General features: G+C 40.8%; 13 protein-coding genes and 1 pseudogene. 4 read left to right on the forward strand and 10 right to left on the reverse strand.

Features of this window, described 5'->3' with window-relative positions:
• Positions 1–55 precede the first annotated feature (55 nt).
• The 5 genes from G7058_RS05670 to G7058_RS05690 form a co-directional block, all read right to left on the reverse strand.
• The gene (locus tag G7058_RS05670; protein WP_166062636.1) at positions 56–2029 is read right to left on the reverse strand and encodes a methyl-accepting chemotaxis protein; all 1974 of its coding nucleotides are present in this window, start codon (positions 2027–2029) and stop codon (positions 56–58) included.
• A 223-nt stretch (positions 2030–2252) separates the two neighbouring features.
• Positions 2253–3968 carry an ABC transporter ATP-binding protein gene (locus G7058_RS05675; protein ID WP_166062637.1) on the reverse strand — a complete coding sequence of 572 codons (1716 nt, stop codon included), beginning with the start codon at positions 3966–3968 and terminating at the stop codon, positions 2253–2255.
• A 70-nt stretch (positions 3969–4038) separates the two neighbouring features.
• A complete protein-coding gene (locus tag G7058_RS05680) occupies positions 4039–4512 on the reverse strand; it encodes a hypothetical protein (RefSeq protein WP_166062638.1) in 474 nt (157 codons plus the stop codon).
• Positions 4493–5866: a Y-family DNA polymerase gene (locus tag G7058_RS05685; RefSeq protein WP_166062639.1), complete on the reverse strand. Its 1374-nt coding sequence runs from the start codon at positions 5864–5866 to the stop codon at positions 4493–4495. Before G7058_RS05685 ends, G7058_RS05680 begins: the two co-directional genes overlap by 20 nt.
• A gap of 194 nt (positions 5867–6060) precedes the next feature.
• Positions 6061–6885: an aldo/keto reductase gene (locus G7058_RS05690; protein WP_166062640.1), complete on the reverse strand. Its 825-nt coding sequence runs from the start codon at positions 6883–6885 to the stop codon at positions 6061–6063.
• 136 nt (positions 6886–7021) lie between these two features.
• On the opposite strand from G7058_RS05690, the gene G7058_RS05695 reads away from it, so the two are divergent.
• Both G7058_RS05695 and G7058_RS05700 read left to right on the forward strand, forming a co-directional pair.
• Positions 7022–7444, forward strand: coding sequence for a cupin domain-containing protein (locus G7058_RS05695; protein WP_166062641.1), 423 nt, complete (start codon positions 7022–7024; stop codon positions 7442–7444).
• 702 nt (positions 7445–8146) lie between these two features.
• Entirely contained in the window at positions 8147–9445 is a 1299-nt protein-coding gene (locus tag G7058_RS05700) for a DEAD/DEAH box helicase (RefSeq protein ID WP_166062642.1), read from the forward strand.
• Between the two features lie 99 nt (positions 9446–9544).
• Here the strand turns inward: G7058_RS05700 and spxB are convergent, their stop codons facing one another.
• Positions 9545–11326, reverse strand: coding sequence for a pyruvate oxidase (gene spxB, locus G7058_RS05705; protein WP_166062643.1), 1782 nt, complete (start codon positions 11324–11326; stop codon positions 9545–9547).
• A 379-nt stretch (positions 11327–11705) separates the two neighbouring features.
• Here spxB and G7058_RS11880 point away from each other — a divergent pair.
• Positions 11706–11819 (forward strand): annotated as a pseudogene (locus G7058_RS11880) (cupin domain-containing protein); the annotation flags it as partial.
• A gap of 27 nt (positions 11820–11846) precedes the next feature.
• On the opposite strand, the gene mnmG reads toward G7058_RS11880, so the two are convergent.
• Both mnmG and mnmE read right to left on the reverse strand, forming a co-directional pair.
• Positions 11847–13739: a tRNA uridine-5-carboxymethylaminomethyl(34) synthesis enzyme MnmG gene (gene mnmG / locus G7058_RS05715; RefSeq protein WP_166062644.1), complete on the reverse strand. Its 1893-nt coding sequence runs from the start codon at positions 13737–13739 to the stop codon at positions 11847–11849.
• 27 nt (positions 13740–13766) lie between these two features.
• Complete coding sequence (gene mnmE / locus G7058_RS05720; RefSeq protein ID WP_373711683.1) at positions 13767–15158, reverse strand: tRNA uridine-5-carboxymethylaminomethyl(34) synthesis GTPase MnmE; 1392 nt, start codon at positions 15156–15158, stop codon at positions 13767–13769.
• A gap of 341 nt (positions 15159–15499) precedes the next feature.
• On the opposite strand from mnmE, the gene treR reads away from it, so the two are divergent.
• Positions 15500–16219, forward strand: a complete 720-nt coding sequence (treR, locus tag G7058_RS05725) for a trehalose operon repressor (protein WP_166062646.1) — start codon at positions 15500–15502, stop codon at positions 16217–16219.
• Positions 16220–16373: 154 nt separating this feature from the next.
• Here the strand turns inward: treR and G7058_RS05730 are convergent, their stop codons facing one another.
• Positions 16374–17045 carry a DUF1275 family protein gene (locus tag G7058_RS05730; RefSeq protein WP_166062647.1) on the reverse strand — a complete coding sequence of 224 codons (672 nt, stop codon included), beginning with the start codon at positions 17043–17045 and terminating at the stop codon, positions 16374–16376.
• Between the two features lie 135 nt (positions 17046–17180).
• The gene (locus G7058_RS05735) at positions 17181–18290 is read right to left on the reverse strand and encodes a GerMN domain-containing protein (protein ID WP_166062648.1); all 1110 of its coding nucleotides are present in this window, start codon (positions 18288–18290) and stop codon (positions 17181–17183) included.
• Positions 18291–18303 lie beyond the last annotated feature (13 nt).

Consider the following 18303-nt stretch of genomic DNA (forward strand, 5'->3'; position numbering starts at 1 on the left):
CCCCCGGCTCTTCTCAAATTGAGGATAAGCCAGGGGATTCTTTATTTTATTAATCTTAATACTTGAATTTTTGCATATCCAGCGTTAACTCTTCTGCTAGATGTGCTAAACTCTCGCTTGCTTCTGAAATCTGTGTCATAGCATTTACTTGTTCATCCACAGTCGCCGAAGCTTCTTCTGTACTTGCTGCATTCTCTTCAGAAATCGCTGCGAGTTGTTCCATCGTATGAATGATTAAGCCTTTTTTCTCATTCATAACGGTACCTGTTGCATCCAGTTCTGACATTGCCTTACCAACATTATCAAGGGTAGCCGCGATGCCGTAAAACTTATCGTGTGTCTCCGCCAAACTGTTTACTTGAAGATCATTCATGCTCTTCATAACTGTGAGCGACTCTTCCACTGCTTGTGTTTTTGAGCTCAATTCATCAATCGTAGCTTTAATTTGATCCGCAAATTCATTTGATTGACTCGCTAACTTTTTGATTTCATCAGCTACTACAGCAAATCCTCTTCCAGCTTCACCTGAACGTGCTGCTTCAATAGAAGCATTTAAAGCAAGTAGATTTGTTTGGTCTGCAATCGATTTAATCATCGTACTTACCGAACCAATTTGTTCTACGCTCGCATTGGTTTCTTCGATAACTTCACCGACTTCAAATTGGGCTTGGCTCGCATCTTTTGCTTTTTCCTGAAGTTCTTCTAACTTCTCTAGACCTTCTTCTTTAAGCTTGTTGACTTCTAGAGAATAAACACCTAGTTTTCCACTGAGTGTCCGCTCTTGATTGATAAGTTCGCCGAGTTCTTCAACTTTAATCGTTCCAGATGAAGTCTCATTCGCTTGTTCAGTAGCTCCATGGGCAATTTCAGTTATAACCGCATTTACTTCTTTAGCAGAGAGCGTTGCTTCCTTGCTTGTAGCCGTCAACTCTTCTGAAGAAGCTGATACTGTTTCGGCATGTTCTGTAATGCCTTGAATAAGATGAATTAACTGTTCTTTCATTTTTAGAGTTGCATTCGCTAATTGGCCAACTTCTGATCTATTTTTCAATAATTGTTTGTCGGTTGCCAATTTTTTGCTGGATAAATCGTAATCCGCGATTTCGGTAATTTCATTCGAAAGTAACTTAATCGGTGCTACAAGATTTTTCAAGAAGTAAATAATAATTGCAACGATTATCGCAGCGAAGAGCAACGCCATTAAAACGCTAATCAAAATGATTTGTTTGAATTGAGCATTTACATGTTTTAAATCATAACTTACTTTGAAAGCCCCAATTACTTCTGAATCGGTAGGATCCTTAATGGGGATTAATTTATAGTACTCGTCACCTGTTTTTTGACCGATTGTCTTCCCTGATAAAGCACCTTTTAAGTTTTCCTGTAATTTCGAGTCTGTTTTTAGGCTATTTTGATTTGTTGTATAAAGCAATCCTTCATGTGTATAGATATCGATGTTCGATTCACTGATAGCTTTATATGTTTCGAAAAATGCATCTGTGTAACCCGTTTGAACCGTACCAATTACTTTTTGGTCTATGGTAACAGGGGTGAAAGCACGGATAGCAATCCCTGATTCACCCATTTCTAATCCAGATGGACTGTTCCCTTGTAAGGTAAGAGCGATGGCTGGATTATCTAACTTAGAATCCCCAAAATCTTCCGGATCATGCGCGCGATACAAAACAGTACCTGTATTATCACCAATCTCTAAAACAGATAAACCAGTCTGATCTTTAAAGGTTTCATAGTACGCTTGAATAGCCACTGCTATTTTTTCAGAATCTTTCTGTTGTAATGCTTCATTTAGTCGTGCGTTACCCGACAGACCTGCAGCCAGTGAACTTGCAAACTCCTCTTGCCTATCCAACAAAGCCTCTAGTGTAGCTACAGACGTCTCCAACTCTTCTTCAGCCGCTCTTTTATCCGTTTGAATGGTGTCCACAGTGATAAAGCTTAGACCACAAACTACAACTAATGCTAGAATACCGAATGCCGCTAATAATCTTGATGTAATATTTTTAAACATGAACTGCCTCCTATTGATACTAACTTTCTGTTATACCATTTTTTGCTCCATTTCTTATATCGGCACTATTAAAGCTAATTAAAGAGGAGGTCGGATAAATACTTTTTTCACATAAGAAGTTTGAGATAAAAACCTCATATTAGGTATCAGTAGCCTAAGTTATCATGCTATTAAAAAACTCCTCCTATCTTTCAAGAATCTGAAAGATAGGAGGAGTCTTTATTTACGCTAAAAATTGTGCTTCATATAATCGGCGGTAAACACCGTCTTGGGTAATTAATTCCTCATGAGTTCCTTGCTCTGCAATACCGTGATCACTAACCACGACAATACGTGTCGCATGCTTAATCGTTGCGAGACGGTGGGCGATAATCAGCGTGGTTCGGCCTTCTGCCAATGAATCAAGTGATTCTTGAATGACTTGTTCTGTCTCCGTATCCAAAGCAGACGTTGCCTCATCCAAAATTAAAATTGGTGGGTTCTTCAAGAACATGCGGGCAATGGAGAGACGTTGTTTTTGTCCACCTGATAATTTGACCCCGCGCTCACCAATAATCGTGTCCAAACCTTCTGGCATACTCCGAATCACATGCTCCAAGTTGGCCATAATCGCGGCTTGCTTAATTTCTTCTTCTGTCGCATCCAACTTCCCATAGCGAATATTCTCGCGAATGGTTCCTGGGAATAGGTACACATCTTGTTGAACGACCCCGATTTGATTACGTAATGAATGCATGGTCATCTCTTTAATCGCCATGCCGTCAATCGAAATAGTTCCCTCAGTTGCTTCATAAAAACGCGGAAGAAGGTTACAAATCGTTGTTTTCCCCCCGCCACTCGGTCCGACAAAGGCAACTGTTTCACCTGCTTTGATTGAAAGATTAACGTTTTCCAAAACGGGCGTGGCATTATCATATGAAAACGAAACAGCGTCATATACGATATTCCCCTCCAAATATGCCACATCTACCGCACCCGGTTTGTCGGTAATTTCCAATTCACGATCCATTTCTTCAATAAAGCGTTTGAAGCCCGCAATCCCTTTCGGATACTGCTCAATCATATTATTTACTTTTTCAATTGGGCGGACAAAGATGTTGGATAGAAGAATAAATCCGACAAAATCTCCGTAACTCAATTCACCTTGAAGCGTGAAATACGACCCAAAGAACAAAGCAAATAAGTTAATCAATCGAATCATGAGATAGTTATAGGACGAACTGATTCCCATCGTTTTGTAAAAAGTGAGACGTGCCTGACGGTACAATTTGTTCAATCCTTTGAAACGTTCCGATTCGTGCGCTTCGTTTGCGAAGGCTTGAACAACCCGAACACCACTCACTGTCGCTTCAATACCAGCATTGAATTCACCTAGATTTTCAAAAATACGCGTGTTAACAGCTGTCATTTTCTTATTGAAGAAAGACACAGCGAACATGATAAAGGGAATAAGGACAATTGTGGCGATTGCCAACGTTGTATGCACACGCAACATCAGTAGAAAAGCCCCAACCAATGTAATCAGTGTAATGAAAATGTCTTCCGGCCCATGATGCGCCACTTCCGATATGTCTTGCAAATCTGCTGTCAGACGCGTCATCAGCTTCCCGGTCTTATTATTATCGTAGTAACTGAACGATTGCTTTTGCAATTTATTAAATAAGTCCTGACGCATATCTGTTTCGATGTTAATACCCAGACGGTGACCGAAATAAATAACGACGAACTGTAAAAAGGTATTTACAATATATAAAAGCAATAGGAAGACAGAAGCCGTTATGATACGGTTCCAGTTCCCGGACGGTAAAATCGTGTCGATCACGCTGTTGACTGCCACCGGGAAAGCCAATTCCAAGACAGCCGCGATAACAGCACTCGAAAAATCGAGTATAAAAAGTCCTTTATAAGGACGATAGTAATTAAAAAATCGTTTTAGCATAGGGCCCTCCTTCAACTTAGTATGACCCATTATGGCATACAAAAAACAGCGGGACAACTCGTATCATCCTTCACTCAATCCAGCTATCATCTTGACTGAATTCATCTACAAGTTGGATGATTGGCTCTTCGACGCGCGAAACTTCTTCCTTAAAAGGAGTGACATGAAACCATTTATCGTCATGTAACACGGTGATATGCCGAATTTCTTCTAATTGAATCCAATGGTCGCCAATTTTAAGTCTCCCATTTGATAAGGCGCCTAAAAATAGACCGCTAATGGCGTCCGTATGCCGCCCCCATTTATCTTTCTCATGTACTTGAATTTTTACAGGCCGATTAAAAGCAACAGCCTCAGTCAATCTTATATCAATTTCTTCGGGCGTCATTTGTGGCAGCGTGGGATTATTTTTTAGTGCTTCCTGCCTATTTTGATCGATGCCTTTTACCAATTCATCCATCGCATAAGCCGTTACCCACTTCATCATGCCGCGATCGTGGTACGCGTTGTAGTTCCGGAATTCTTTAGGTGTTCTTCTTCCCATGGTTCTCACCTTCTTCCAGTCCGCCCATTCCGCCTGCATGTCCGCCAACGAGTGAACTTCGTGCAATGGCACGCCCGCCTTCCATTACACTGACGGCACGTACCACCGATTTAAATCCGTATTTCCGCCGAATGGTATCAATCACTTGGTCGACTTTTACATTTTTTACTTGCTCTTCTGGTTCGGAAAATAAATCCAGTTGCAAGGCGTCGGTATAGATGAGGTTACCGGTATTCACTCCGACATTACGCACGTGTTGGTTTGTATAATGATTCTCAAAAATACGCAAAAGAATGGCTATGATTTCTTTAGATGAATGTGTTGGCGGCACTTTCATTTGTTGACTAAAGCTGCTTTTACCCTCTTCATCTACATAGCCCATACTAAAACCAATCCATAAACTGATGACTTGCGCCTTTGCATTTGCATGACGCAGACGGGTCGCCACCTGATCGCCCATTTCACGAATCACGATTTCAATTTCTGAACGCTTTGTATAATCACGGTCCAAAACTTGGCTGTTCCCGATTGATTTTGAACGGGGTTTGACCGTTTCCCCCAAAAAACTACGATCAATCCCCCACGCATGGGCATAGAGCTGGGCGCCGATAATACCCATGCGACTTTTTAGTTCATAATAGTTGGTGTGCGCAAGGTCATAAATCGAATAAATTCCCATATTATTCAAACGCTTCGCCGTTCGTCTTCCTATTCCCCAGAATGCCGTCAGCTCTTTTATTTGCCAAACTGTATCCGGAACATTTTTGTAACGCCACTCGGCAATACGATCCGCGGCGTGTTTCGCAGCGTTATCCAGAGCTAATTTAGCGAGCAAAGGATTATCACCAATGCCAATAACTGTATAAATACCTGTTTGATTATAGACATCGTCTTGAATGGCTTGTGCAAGCGCACGCGCGTTGTCGAAATGAAAAAGGCGTAGCGACCCCGTCACATCCACAAAACTTTCATCGATTGAATACACATGATGATTCGCTTCATCCGCATATTTCTTGTAAATAGCATTGATTTCCTTGTTTTTTTCCATATATAAACGCATCCGCGGTGGCACAATAATCAAATCTTTTGGATAAGGAAAAGGCAAATCACGGGCGCGACTCACATTGGAAATATTATAGGCTTTTTTCGCTGCAGGCGAAGAAGCCAAAATCAATCCACTTCCCCGTTGACTGCGGTCCTCAGATGGATACGACATGACCACCAATTCCGTCGTAAGCGGATCCTTCCCGATATCAGCACACTCCACACTGGCATAAAATGATTTGCAATCAATACAGAGAATATCGCGACTGGGCTCTTTCGCATAATCAAATAGCAACTCTGTCTCATACATTAAAATCACCTCATGCTCATTATACGAACATAAGTTCCCGTTTGTAAAGCGAACACCGTGATATTTTTTAATTGTTAGATAAAATTGTGACATAAAACCCAAAAATTCACTTTATATGTCACACTTCCCTCAAATAAAAATAAACCACACGACGCACCTCTACTGAGGACTTTGTCGTGTGGTTTTATTTCATATTAGTTAAAAACTTCGCCATCCCACTCCCATTGATCGAAGTAAGCCATGTCTTCTTCGTCAATTTTGAAATTAAAGATTGCTGCGTTTTCGATGATACGGTCTTCATGTACCGATTTTGTCAAAGGTACATAGTCTTTTTGAACACAGTAACGAAGTAGCAACTGCGCAACGGTTTTGTGGTATTTTTCAGTCATTTCTACTATTGCTTCATCTTCCAACATTTGTGGAATTGGGGAAAGTGGCGACCACGCTTCAATAATCATGCCCGCTTCGCGACTCATTTTCACTGTTTCAGCTTGGTGAATACCAGGATGAACGCGAATTTGGTTAACCATTGGGGTAATACGGCAGTTTGGCAATAAGTTCTCTAAGTGTTTCACTTTGAAGTTACTTACGCCGATTGCTTTTAGTTTGCCGGCTTCGTAGGCTTCCTCAAGTGCACGCCATGTTTCGATGTTGTCTGTTTCCCAATCATCTTCGTGCCCTTTTACTTCTGGCCAGTGAATCAAAAATAAATCAAGATAATCTGTCCCCAAACGTTCTAATGACTCGTCGATTGTGCGTTTGGCATTTTCGTAGCCGTGGTTATCATTATTTAATTTCGTTGTAAGGTAAATTTCTTCACGCGGTACGCCGCTTAGACGAATCCCTTCGCCAACTTCTGTTTCGTTGCCGTACATTTGGGCAGTGTCGATATGACGGTAGCCATGTTCAAGTGCCCATTTAACGCCATTTACACATTCTTTGGGATCGTTATTGCGCCACGTTCCGTATCCAAGAACTGGAATGGTTTGGCCGTTTGCTAAAGTCATTGTCTTATTCATTTGCTCGCTCCTTCGTGATAGTTCTTTGTCTATTTTACCATAATCTCTCCTTGAACGTTACTAAAGCACTTTCATTTACTTTTACTCTTTAGCATTTTATAATCATTATTAAGTAATACTTGAGGAGGAATATGAAATGTCAGTCGATGAAAAAGATTATGGTAAGAAACCGCATGTCGTCAATATTGAGGATTTAACTACCGGCAACGAGAACTATCGTACAACGGTTTGGACGGGCCAAAAACTTCAAGTAACGGTGATGAGCATCCAGCCAAACGATGATATTGGCTTGGAAGTGCACCATGGAATCGACCAATTTATCCGGATTGAAGAAGGAAAAGGTCTCTGTCAGATGGGGACAACCGAAGACAACCTCGATTTTGAACGTGAAGTGACCGACGATGATGCCGTTTTTGTTCCTGCAGATATGTGGCATAACATCACCAATACTGGTGACAAACCGCTCAAGTTGTATACGATTTATGCCGGACCAGATCATGTAGCCGGAACTGTTCACCCCACCCATCAGGACGCAAAAGACGATCCAAACGAGCATTAAAACGAGGAGAGTGGGAAAATAGCTGTTAAAATTCGAATCTTCTAACGAATACCAGATCCGTAAGCTCCAAAAGTAGCAACAACCATGACAATGTGGATATCGGATTTGCCTTTTTGAGCACGTCATAGAGCAAAATCATCTAGCGAAAGCGAATGAAAACCTTCAATAGAGAAGAAGTTAGTTAACTTCTTCTCTATTTTATTTTATATAATGAGTGGGTAGGAATATGACAGATATTTTGTTACAAGCAGCTTCTAGTTATAAGACATTATCCCAGTAGCGATACTTTTTTATATTTGGAGATAAAAAATGAAGAAAACAGCCTGGTTTGGTAGCGGCCCCCAAAAGTTAGAGGAACATCTAAACTTTTGGGTTTTTTTCTATGGCATAGTCCCAATCCCTAATAGACTATCAGCTAAAATATCTTTACTAAAATAAAACACATCTAGATACATTCGCACTGCTCTATAGCTATCACCTTCTTATAAAAGAGGCTTATTTCACTCAAAATAAGAATAATATGACTCTCACTTTTATTTCTGATACAATAGGTCAGTCGCACTATTGCTTAGAAAAACTATATAACTTTTTTGATTAGACCGCTTTTGGAAAAAGAATGCGATTTTCGTATGCTAAATCGGTCTGACCTGAAATATATTCACAAAAATAAAATGCATGTATAACATGTCCTAGGAGAACCACTTGTTATTTAATGAATTAGAATTGAACCAACAACTATTGCGCGCCCTGAAAGAGGCAGGCTATACGAAAGCCACACCTATCCAAGTGGATGCTATTCCGCATCTGATGAACAACGAGGACTTGTTAGGTTGTGCCCAGACTGGTACTGGGAAGACCGCTGCCTTTGCCTTGCCTATTATTCAAAATATTATAGAAGAACAAACAGCTGGAAAAGGTGCTATCAAAGCCTTAATCCTTGCTCCCACCCGTGAACTTGCCATACAAATCGGTGATAGCTTACATACTTACGCTAAATACCTTCCACTAAGTATCCAAGTCATTTTTGGTGGTGTTTCCCAGAATCCTCAAACAGCTAAACTGAAACGCGGAACGGATATCCTGGTCGCGACACCAGGCAGACTGTTGGATCTTATCGGACAGGGATTCATCAAACTAAATCAAGTTGATTTCTTCGTCTTGGACGAAGCGGACATGATGCTCGACATGGGGATGCTACATGATGTACGTCGTATTCTCCGCGAATTGCCTAAGAAACGTCAGAGTATGTTTTTTTCAGCAACCATGCCAAAAGAAATCGAAAAACTTGCGGGAACCATTTTAACAAACCCGGTTAAAGTAGTCGTCACTCCGGTTTCATCTACTGTGGAAGTTATTCACCAAAGTGTTTATCCAGTAGCCAAGGTCGACAAAACTAAGTTACTTATCCATCTCTTGAAGGATGAGCAGGTTGATCGCTCTCTCGTCTTCTCGAGAACCAAGCATGGGGCCAACAAAATCGTCAAAAAACTTCTACAGGCGGGCCTTTCAGCCGAAGCGATTCATGGTAACAAGTCTCAGACTGCACGTCAGCGCGCTTTGGAAAACTTTAAGACCAAGAAAACCCGTGTTCTTGTAGCGACAGATATCGCAGCTCGTGGGATTGATGTACCTGAACTTTCTCATGTCATCCTATATGATTTGCCTGAAGTTCCGGAAACCTATGTTCACCGTATCGGCCGTACTGGACGTGCAGGACTCGGTGGAAAAGCTATCTCTTTTTGTGATGAGACAGAATCAGACTTATTGCGTGACATTGAAAAACTTATTCAGGTGAAAGTTCCAGCAGTGAAGGATCACCCTTATCTATTGAAAGAAGGCACTAAAGCTCCTGCACAACAGACTAAAAAAGCAGGTGCGGCGCGCAATAATAGCACACGCGCCAAAAAGCCACAAGGTTTAAGAGGCGGTCAAAAAACTGCACAAAGACCGCACGCACAAACGAAAAAAGTAAGTAATGCAGCTGGTCGAAAAAGTCGATAAACGAATATTGCAGTACTCTACTTGTAATTATTTCACTACTAAAAACGCCACCACCCATTAAAATGGATGGTGGCGTTTTTTAGATTGTATACCAGAAAATTACTTAGCTACCTTAGATTCAAGGCCTTCAGCTAGCAAGAATGCACTAAATGGAATTAATTCTTCAGCTTCATATTTTTCTTTGTAAGCTTTGATTTCTTCTTCGCTGTAGAAGGCAGGGTCTAACTTCAATGTTTCTACTGGAATTGGACGATCTTTAGTTATTTTAGCATCGATTAAAACCGTTTTACCTTCTTTGTTAGCTTTAACAGCTTCCGCCATTACTCGGTCCATGTCTTCGATACGGCTTACTGTGAAACCAACAGCTCCTTGTGCTTTGGCAATCATAGCGTAGTCAACGTCTGTAAATTCAGTACCAAACGTATTTGAGTTTGTATCTTCATATTTATTCTTGATGAAGCCATACTCAGTGTTTGTGAATACCACGTTGATAACTGGTAGATCGTAACGTACGTTTGTAACGATATCTTGGTAGTTCATTGAGAACGCACCGTCACCAGCTAAGTTCCATGCTTGACGATTAGGGTAAACTTTCTTCGCAGCAATACCACCTGGTAATGCAATACCCATAGTCGCGAATAATGGCGACGTTCTCCACATGTTCTTAGGAGTCATATGTAAATGACGAATAGATGTTTGAGTTGAGTTACCAACGTCGATAGAGTAAATAGCATCTTCATCCGCGTACTTGTTGATTGCATTGTACACTTGGTAAAGTTGTAGGTCTCCACTTTCTTTTGTTTCTAATTTCGTCATGTACTCACGCCAGTTTTGAATGTTTTTCAAGTTAGCGTTCCACCAAGCTGATTCTTCAACTGGAGCTACTTTTTCAAGTAATAAGTTAACTGCTTCTCCAGCATCTCCAAGAATTGCAACATCAGCATTGTGACGTTTACCTAGCATTGCTGGGTTGTTGTCAATTTGGATGAAGTTTTCAATGTTTGCGAATGTATTTTCTACTTCAGCAAACGGGAAGTTTGATCCAACGAAAAGAACAGTGTCCGCTTCTTTGATTGTTTCGTTAGCAGGTTTCCAACCAACACGGTAAGTAGAACCAGCTAAAGCTTCATAGTCATATTCGAATGTTTCGTAGTTTTTACCCGTTACAATTACTGGAGCTTTCATTAAACGAGATAATTCAGTTACTGCAGGGCCGTGTCCCATAGTTCCAATACCTGCATAAATAACAGGACGTTTAGAATTATTTAACACTTCAACTGCTGCGTCAATATCTGCTACATTAATTGGTGAAGAAGTATAATCACGGAAGCTGTGAGCTGTAGAGTAAAATGCATCTACATCGATTTCTTTGAAACCGAAATCTCCAGGTACTTCTAATACTGCTACTCCGCGTTTAGCGATAGCCGTGCGGATTGCTTCGTCAATTAATTTTGGTAATTGTTCAGCATAAGCTACACGACGGTTGTAAACTGCGATGTTAGCAAACATTGGATTTTGGTTTAATTCTTGGAAAGCATCTAAGTTTAATTCTCTTTGTGGACGAGAACCTAGAATAGCTAATACGGGTGTATTATCCATTGCAGCATCGTAAAGGCCGTTGATTAAGTGAGAAGCACCAGGTCCACCTGATCCAACACATACACCTAATTTGCCACCAAATTTCCATTGCATTACTGCTGCCATTGCTGCAACTTCTTCATGCTTAACTTGAAGGAATTCAATATTTGTTTCTTCTTGTTCGCCTAAAGCTTCCATTAAAGGAGCTAATGTACCTGAAGGAATACCGTAAATCGTCTCAATTCCCCAATCAGCCATAACTTTTAGTGAAGCTGTACTAACTTTAGTCTTTCCATGTGTCATTCTAATAATCCCCTTTGATTAAATTCACCATTATAAACGCAAATATTATTTTAACACTTCTAGTTGAAGAATCAAAATAAAAAACCCACTAAAATGCATTTATAAGAAGATATCCACAAATTACCAACCTAATCTAACGCGTATTTTTTATTTCTAACCGCTGTTTCATTTTCGGCAAAAACTGTTTTTCATTTTACTGTTTTATTTTTTGATATATTCAAATAATATAAACCCTATCAAACCGCATGAGCGAATACGTTTGATAGGGTTTTGTAAAAATAAAAGCTGCCAATTATTCCGCAGTTATTCTAATATCGGTTTTCCAGCTGCATTTCATAAAGGCGGCGAAAAACTTCAAGTAACGGTGATGAGGATGCCGTTTTTTCCTGCAGATGTGTGGCATAACATCACCAATACTGGCGACAAACCGCTGAAGATGTATATGGTTTACGCCGGACCGGACCACATTAAACAAAAATATCCACGCCACAAATTTTGTGACATGGATATCTTTTTATCTTTATTTAACCAAAGAAAACTTCCCACTTTGCACATGGACCATCAAAACGGAAATATCCGCTGGGTTTACCCCACTGATCCGGCTTGCTTGCGCAATTGTTTCAGGTTGAATTTTCTTCAATTTTTCTTTAGCTTCGTTGGCAATGCCGTTAATGGAATCATAATCGATATTCTCTGGAATACGTTTCTCTTCCAAACGTTTTAGCTTTTCTACTTTACTATAGGCTTTATTAATATACCCATCGTATTTAATTTGAATTTCAACTTGGCGTGTCACGTCACTTGAAAGCGGCTCTTCTAATGGCGCGAATGGATATAGACTGTCGTAGTCCAACTCCGGACGTTTTAGTAAATCAGCGAACAAGAAACCATCACGTAATTGAGTAGAGTTCTTTTCTGCCAAGAATGCTTGTAGTTCTGCAGTTGGTTTCAGACGAATGCCTTTCAAGCGTGCAATCTCTGCTTCTACGGCAGCTTGTTTGTTGATAAATGCTTGATAACGCTCGTCAGACAATAGGCCGATATCGTGTCCAATTTCAGATAGACGCATGTCCGCATTATCATGACGTAAGATTAAACGGTATTCCGCGCGTGATGTCAGCAAACGATATGGCTCCAAAGTACCTTTCGTTACTAAATCGTCGATCATAACGCCGATGTAACCATCACTTCGTTTCAAAACAAGTGGTTCTTTTCCTTGAACGGTTAATGCAGCGTTGATACCCGCCATCAAACCTTGCCCAGCTGCTTCTTCATAACCGGATGTTCCGTTCATTTGACCCGCTGTAAACAGGTTTTTAACGATCTTCGTTTCCAAAGATGGACGCAATTGATGCGGTTTAACGACATCGTACTCGATTGCATAACCCGTACGCATCATTTTTGCATTTTCTAAACCAGCGATTGAATGCAGAACCGCTTCTTGTACTTCTTCGGGTAAAGAAGAGGATAAACCTTGGACATAAACCTCTTCAGTATTGCGGCCTTCAGGCTCCAAAAATAATTGGTGACGCGGCTTGTCGCTGAAACGTACGATTTTATCTTCAATAGATGGACAGTAACGTGCCCCTACCCCTTCAACGATTCCGGTAAACATCGGTGCGCGGTGAAGGTTATCGCGGATAATTTGATGCGCTTCTGGTCCTGTATAGGTCAACCAGCAGGACAATTGGTCTTTCAAATAATCTTCATCTTTTGAGGTAAAACTAAAGTGATTCGGTGCCTCATCTCCGGGTTGCTCTTCCGTTTGAGAGTAATCAATAGAAGAAGACAAGATACGCGGTGGCGTACCTGTTTTGAATCGTGCCAAATCAAAGCCATGCTCCAACAAGCTTTCTGATAACTTAATAGAAGGCTGGGAGTTATTTGGACCGGATGAATACTTCAATTCACCGATGATAATTTGACCACGTGATGACGTTCCTGCCGTCAAAATAACGGCTTTACTGTGATAAATCGCACCGGTATGTGTAATCACACCTTGAACGGTTCCATCTTCTACGATTAGTTCATCAACAATCCCTTGGCGTAATAACAAGTTCTCTTGTTTTTCCAAGGTTTTTTTCATTTCATGCGCATAGTCATTTTTATCTGCCTGCGCACGCAACGCTTGAACAGCCGGACCTTTCCCCGTGTTCAACATCCGCATTTGGATATACGTTTTGTCAATATTACGACCCATTTCGCCGCCCATCGCATCAATCTCACGCACGACGACCCCTTTAGCCGGGCCCCCAATGGAAGGATTACATGGCATAAACGCAACCATGTCTAAATCAATTGTTACTAATAATGTGGATTGTCCCATACGCGCTGCTGCCAAAGCCGCTTCCGAACCGGCATGCCCTGCACCTACGACAATGACATCAAAGTTGCCTGCTTCATAATGCTTCATTGTGTCTTTCCTTTCTATACATTCCTTTTATTTACCTAAACAGAATTGACTAAATAACTGTGTTAATAATTCATCTTGTACCGTATCTCCGGTAATTTCGCCCAATAATTCCCATGCATGTGTAAAGTCAATTTGAACCAGATCCACCGGCATATCCGCCTCAATCCCGCTCAATACCTCTTCCAATGCAGCAACGGTATCGTTTAACAAAGCAATATGGCGGACGTTTGAAATGTACGTAGCATCCTGTTCACCCGTTTCACCAGCAAAGAACATCTCCGAAATTTGTTTTTCCAATAAATCCAAGCCGACTTGCTCCAGCATTGAAGTCGAAATAACCTTCTCAGGTTCGCTCCAGTTCGCCAAATCAGCTGGCGTTACTCTTGCTTCTAAATCGCTCTTATTCAAGAGAATAATACGGTTCATCTGTTGCGATGCTTCCAGTAATGCAATATCTTCTGGACTCAACTCTTCGCTTTGGTTCAATAAAAGTAAAATTAAATCCGCCTCTTGTAATGCTTTTCGGCTGCGTTCTACACCGATTCGCTCAACCACATCTTCCGTTTCACGAATTCCGGCTGTATCAACCAGCTTCAATGGCACGCCATTCACGTTTACGTATTCTTCAATTGTATCGCGGGTTGTTCCGGCAATATCCGTTACAATCGCTTTTTCTTCCCGAATTAAACGGTTTAACAAGCTTGATTTCCCAACATTTGGACGCCCGATAATTGCTGTTTCCAGACCTTCACGCAAAATCTTTCCTTGTTTAGCTGTGTGCAGTAATTGCTCCACATGGCCTTTTACTTCTTTTGTCTTTTCCTTTAAGAGCTTCGTTGTTACTTCTTCAACATCGTCATATTCCGGGTAATCAATGTTTACCTCGACTTCTGCCAATGTATTCAAAATAATTTGGCGGATGTTACGGATTAAGTTGGATAAATCACCGTCCAATTGACGCAAAGCGACATCCATCGCCCGGTCCGTTTTCGCCCGAATCAAATCCATCACGGCCTCGGCTTGGGATAAATCGATTCGCCCATTTAAGAAAGCGCGTTTCGTGAATTCACCGGGTTCCGCCATCCGTGCGCCATTTTGCAGAATCGCCTGCAACAGACGATTGACGCTCACAACACCACCGTGGCAGTTAATTTCAACGACATCTTCACGGGTAAATGTCTTCGGTGCGCGCATAACACTCACCATTACTTCATCAATCATTTCGTTCGTTTTTGGATTGTAAATATGTCCATAGTTAATCGTGTGGCTGGCTACATCTGCCAAACGCTTTGACCCTGCTTGGTAGAGACGGTCGACAATCGCGACTGCGTCATCTCCGCTCAATCGGACAATCCCGATCGCCCCTTCTCCTGGTGGCGTTGAAATAGCAGCAATCGTATCAAATTCAGTAATATTCAATGAAACGCACTCCTTCCTCATTTTGTTTAATTTTGCGCATCAAAAAAGTGCCCACTCCACCCCTTGGCTTTTGGGGTGGTTAAGCACTTTGACTGCGTCACACGTATATATGTAATTAGTTGATTTTTGATTCTCAGAAATTATACAGTGTCTGTTGACCAATTGCAAGCACTAACAATTAAACTTTAATAATAAATCGCAATTTTGTCATATCATTTACCATTCTAGATGGTATAATACTGAGCAATGCTTTATAGATTGAACTGTGGTAAGATAGCAGTGTGAAAGCCTATACAACGTTGATATACTAGTAAAATATATCTAATAAGGAGTTCATTTCCATGAATAAATTTTATGATATTTATCTGGATTTAAAATGTAAGATTGAAAAATATGAATATACAACAGGCTCTTTATTGCCTAGCGAGAAATTACTCTCTGAAAAATACGGTGTCTCGCGAGAAACCACTCGAAAAGCCCTCGCACTTTTATTGGAAAATGGCTATATTCAAAAGAAACAAGGAAAAGGTTCTATCGTATTGGACATCCAACGGTTTAATTTCCCCGTTTCAGGATTAACCAGTTTCAAGGAATTACAACAATCACAAAACATTGAAAATGAAACCATCGTTCTAAAGAACAAACGTGAAAAAATTCCTGAATTTCTGGCTGAAACGTTAAATCTACCAACGAATACAGAAGCGGTATCTTTAGTGCGCCTCCGTAAAATTTCAGGTGAAGTGATTATTATCGACAAGGATATCTTACTGGCGAATATTGTGGATGCTGTGCCATCTGAAGCTGCTGAAGACTCCTTGTATGATTACTTGGAAGGCACATTGGGACTAAATATTTCTTATGCCAAAAAAGTATTCGTTGTGGAATCTGCGACACCGGAAGATCGTGCGATGATGCATTTACCAGAAGACTCTTATGTCGTAGTCGTTAAAAGTGAAGTTTATTTGGAGGACACGCGTCTCTTCCAATACACCGAATCCCGTCACCGCCTCGACCGATTTAAATTTGTGGAATTCGCCCGTCGGAAAAACAGTTTGATTTAAGAACACCAAACAGCTCACTCAAATCAATTTTACGATTTGAGTGAGCCTTTTGTGAAATAATAGCTCACTCAAACTGATTTTACGCTCTGAGTGAGCCTTTTTGCTGCAAAAACCTACTATAATAAAAAGAAGGAATCCTTTACAGACAATGTCATCAAAGGGTTCCTTCTTTTTCTGTACCAAAAGCTACTTCTCTAAGAGAAACAAAATAAAAGCCAATCACTAACTCTAATAATCCCGCTATACTAACCATATTCCATGTCGTCCTGATGCCTATGAATGCTGCCAGTGTAGCGCCCAAAAGAAAACAGAAAAGGTTCAAACAATGAAAAGTCAGCTTTTGTTTATCCAAAGAAGCGCCTTTAAACATTTCGCTCAATGTGATTCCAATATCTGTTAGCGTTCCGGTTATGATGGTTGTTTTCACCACCATGCCCTTGCAGTAAAGAGTGATGCCGTTTGTAACTCCCAATACCAATACCAAATAAAGTAAAAAGAAGACGGAATTGAATCCCATTATACTGAATAGAATAAAGATAAGGCCGATACCAACAAATAAAAAACCGTAACGCGAACCCATTTCTTCTCTATCCAACGGTTTAAACAACCCGCTAATAAAGCCGCCCAGTATAAAAGTAAAAGCAATTGCTACCAACTGGAGTACCGTAGTAAAATTACCTTCCACATACGCAATAGCAATTTTGGATATGTTACCGGTTTGACCGCCCACTACCCGTGAAAAAAGTATAATTGCAGTAACATTTAAGTAGCCACCCAGAAGTCGCAACAAGTAGACCCAAATGGATGAATTTTCTTTTTGGTGCACGGAAAAACCATTTCCTTTCCTCAACTAACATTTTTATTTCTCAATTTGTTCATTATAACGCAATATACAGAGGTTTGAAGGGAAATTTAAAAAAAGACTGAAACCTCTTAAAATACTAAGTTTCAGTCCACTTCATTATTCGATTACATCTCCCATATCAACGCGCATTGCTTCATCTTTATCAAATGAAAAATGGCCCGACTCATACGGTTCATTGTCTACAGTTAAAACGACTTCTTCGACGCCATAGTAAGTCCCAATAGTATTAACAATCCCTTGTAAGAGAAGGGATTCGCCTGAAGATCCGGCATTCATGTCCGTTACTAAGGACTTGTTAAAATCTACGTATACACGCCCATCTTCATTTAAGTACAGACTGTTGATACTTGCAGAGTCTGGAATCAAGCGGCCATATTCCACATCAGGAATTTGCTTGAAGAGATCTGTTAAGGTCTGACGTGTGACGTCATTTGTATCAAAGGCCATGTTTACCTCAGCTATTTCTAAGCCCATCACATTTGCATCTGGATAGAAAGCCTGTACAAGCGCTGTTTCCGGTACCCCTTCTTCACGTGAGTCCAATGTTGATGATGTTTCGTAAGTTCCAGCTGTGTCTGTAAAGGTTTCTTTTACCAGGCCAATTCCTTCGGCGTAGTAGCTTTTCGTAATCGTATCCTCTTCAGTGGTTGTCACTTCGATAGCAGCATACGTTCCCAAGGCTGTCTCAACAGTTGCATCCATTGCCGTAATTTCTGAAGCTGAACCGGATGGACTGTTCCAAGCTGTTCCCACTTTCAATGGTTCTTGCAACAGAATCGTGTTGCTTTCTTCACTTGTCTTATTCAACATATTCTCGCGGAAATACGTTTCAGGACGCTCAAAAACTTTCATTAAAGCTCCGTCCGCATATTCTAAAACTTCGACTATTTGTGTACCGCCGTTATTTTTCGAAAATTGGATGCGATTGTCTTCAATGTACTGTGGATATTTGGCATAACTCATATATTCATTGCCTTCTCCGATATACGTATAGGCGACATTTTCTTCAAACGGGAAATACGCCATAACAGGAGCTGTCTCGTCCGCCGGTTCTGACGCTGACACGCTACTCTCTGAACTGCTCTCTACCTGTGATTCCGAAACCACTTCGGATTGTGCAGATGATTCTTCATTAGGCGTTGCTGTGCCACAACCGGACAAGAACAAACCGACAATTGCCAAGGTTAATAATCGTTTCTTTTCCATAATAAATCCCTCC

Source organism: Jeotgalibaca porci, assembly GCF_011299095.1.
GTDB classification, from domain to species: domain Bacteria; phylum Bacillota; class Bacilli; order Lactobacillales; family Aerococcaceae; genus Jeotgalibaca; species Jeotgalibaca porci.

Excerpts from the sequence above, each read along its gene's own strand:
- G7058_RS05670 (WP_166062636.1), bottom strand. The coding sequence starts at position 2,029 with ATGTTTAAAAATATTACATCAAGATTATTAGCGGCATTCGGTATTCTA.
- G7058_RS05675 (WP_166062637.1), bottom strand. The coding sequence starts at position 3,968 with ATGCTAAAACGATTTTTTAATTACTATCGTCCTTATAAAGGACTTTTT.
- G7058_RS05680 (WP_166062638.1), bottom strand. The coding sequence starts at position 4,512 with ATGGGAAGAAGAACACCTAAAGAATTCCGGAACTACAACGCGTACCAC.
- G7058_RS05685 (WP_166062639.1), bottom strand. The coding sequence starts at position 5,866 with ATGTATGAGACAGAGTTGCTATTTGATTATGCGAAAGAGCCCAGTCGC.
- G7058_RS05690 (WP_166062640.1), bottom strand. The coding sequence starts at position 6,885 with ATGAATAAGACAATGACTTTAGCAAACGGCCAAACCATTCCAGTTCTT.
- G7058_RS05695 (WP_166062641.1), top strand. The coding sequence starts at position 7,022 with ATGTCAGTCGATGAAAAAGATTATGGTAAGAAACCGCATGTCGTCAAT.
- spxB (WP_166062643.1), bottom strand. The coding sequence starts at position 11,326 with ATGACACATGGAAAGACTAAAGTTAGTACAGCTTCACTAAAAGTTATG.
- mnmG (WP_166062644.1), bottom strand. The coding sequence starts at position 13,739 with ATGAAGCATTATGAAGCAGGCAACTTTGATGTCATTGTCGTAGGTGCA.
- treR (WP_166062646.1), top strand. The coding sequence starts at position 15,500 with ATGAATAAATTTTATGATATTTATCTGGATTTAAAATGTAAGATTGAA.
- G7058_RS05735 (WP_166062648.1), bottom strand. The coding sequence starts at position 18,290 with ATGGAAAAGAAACGATTATTAACCTTGGCAATTGTCGGTTTGTTCTTG.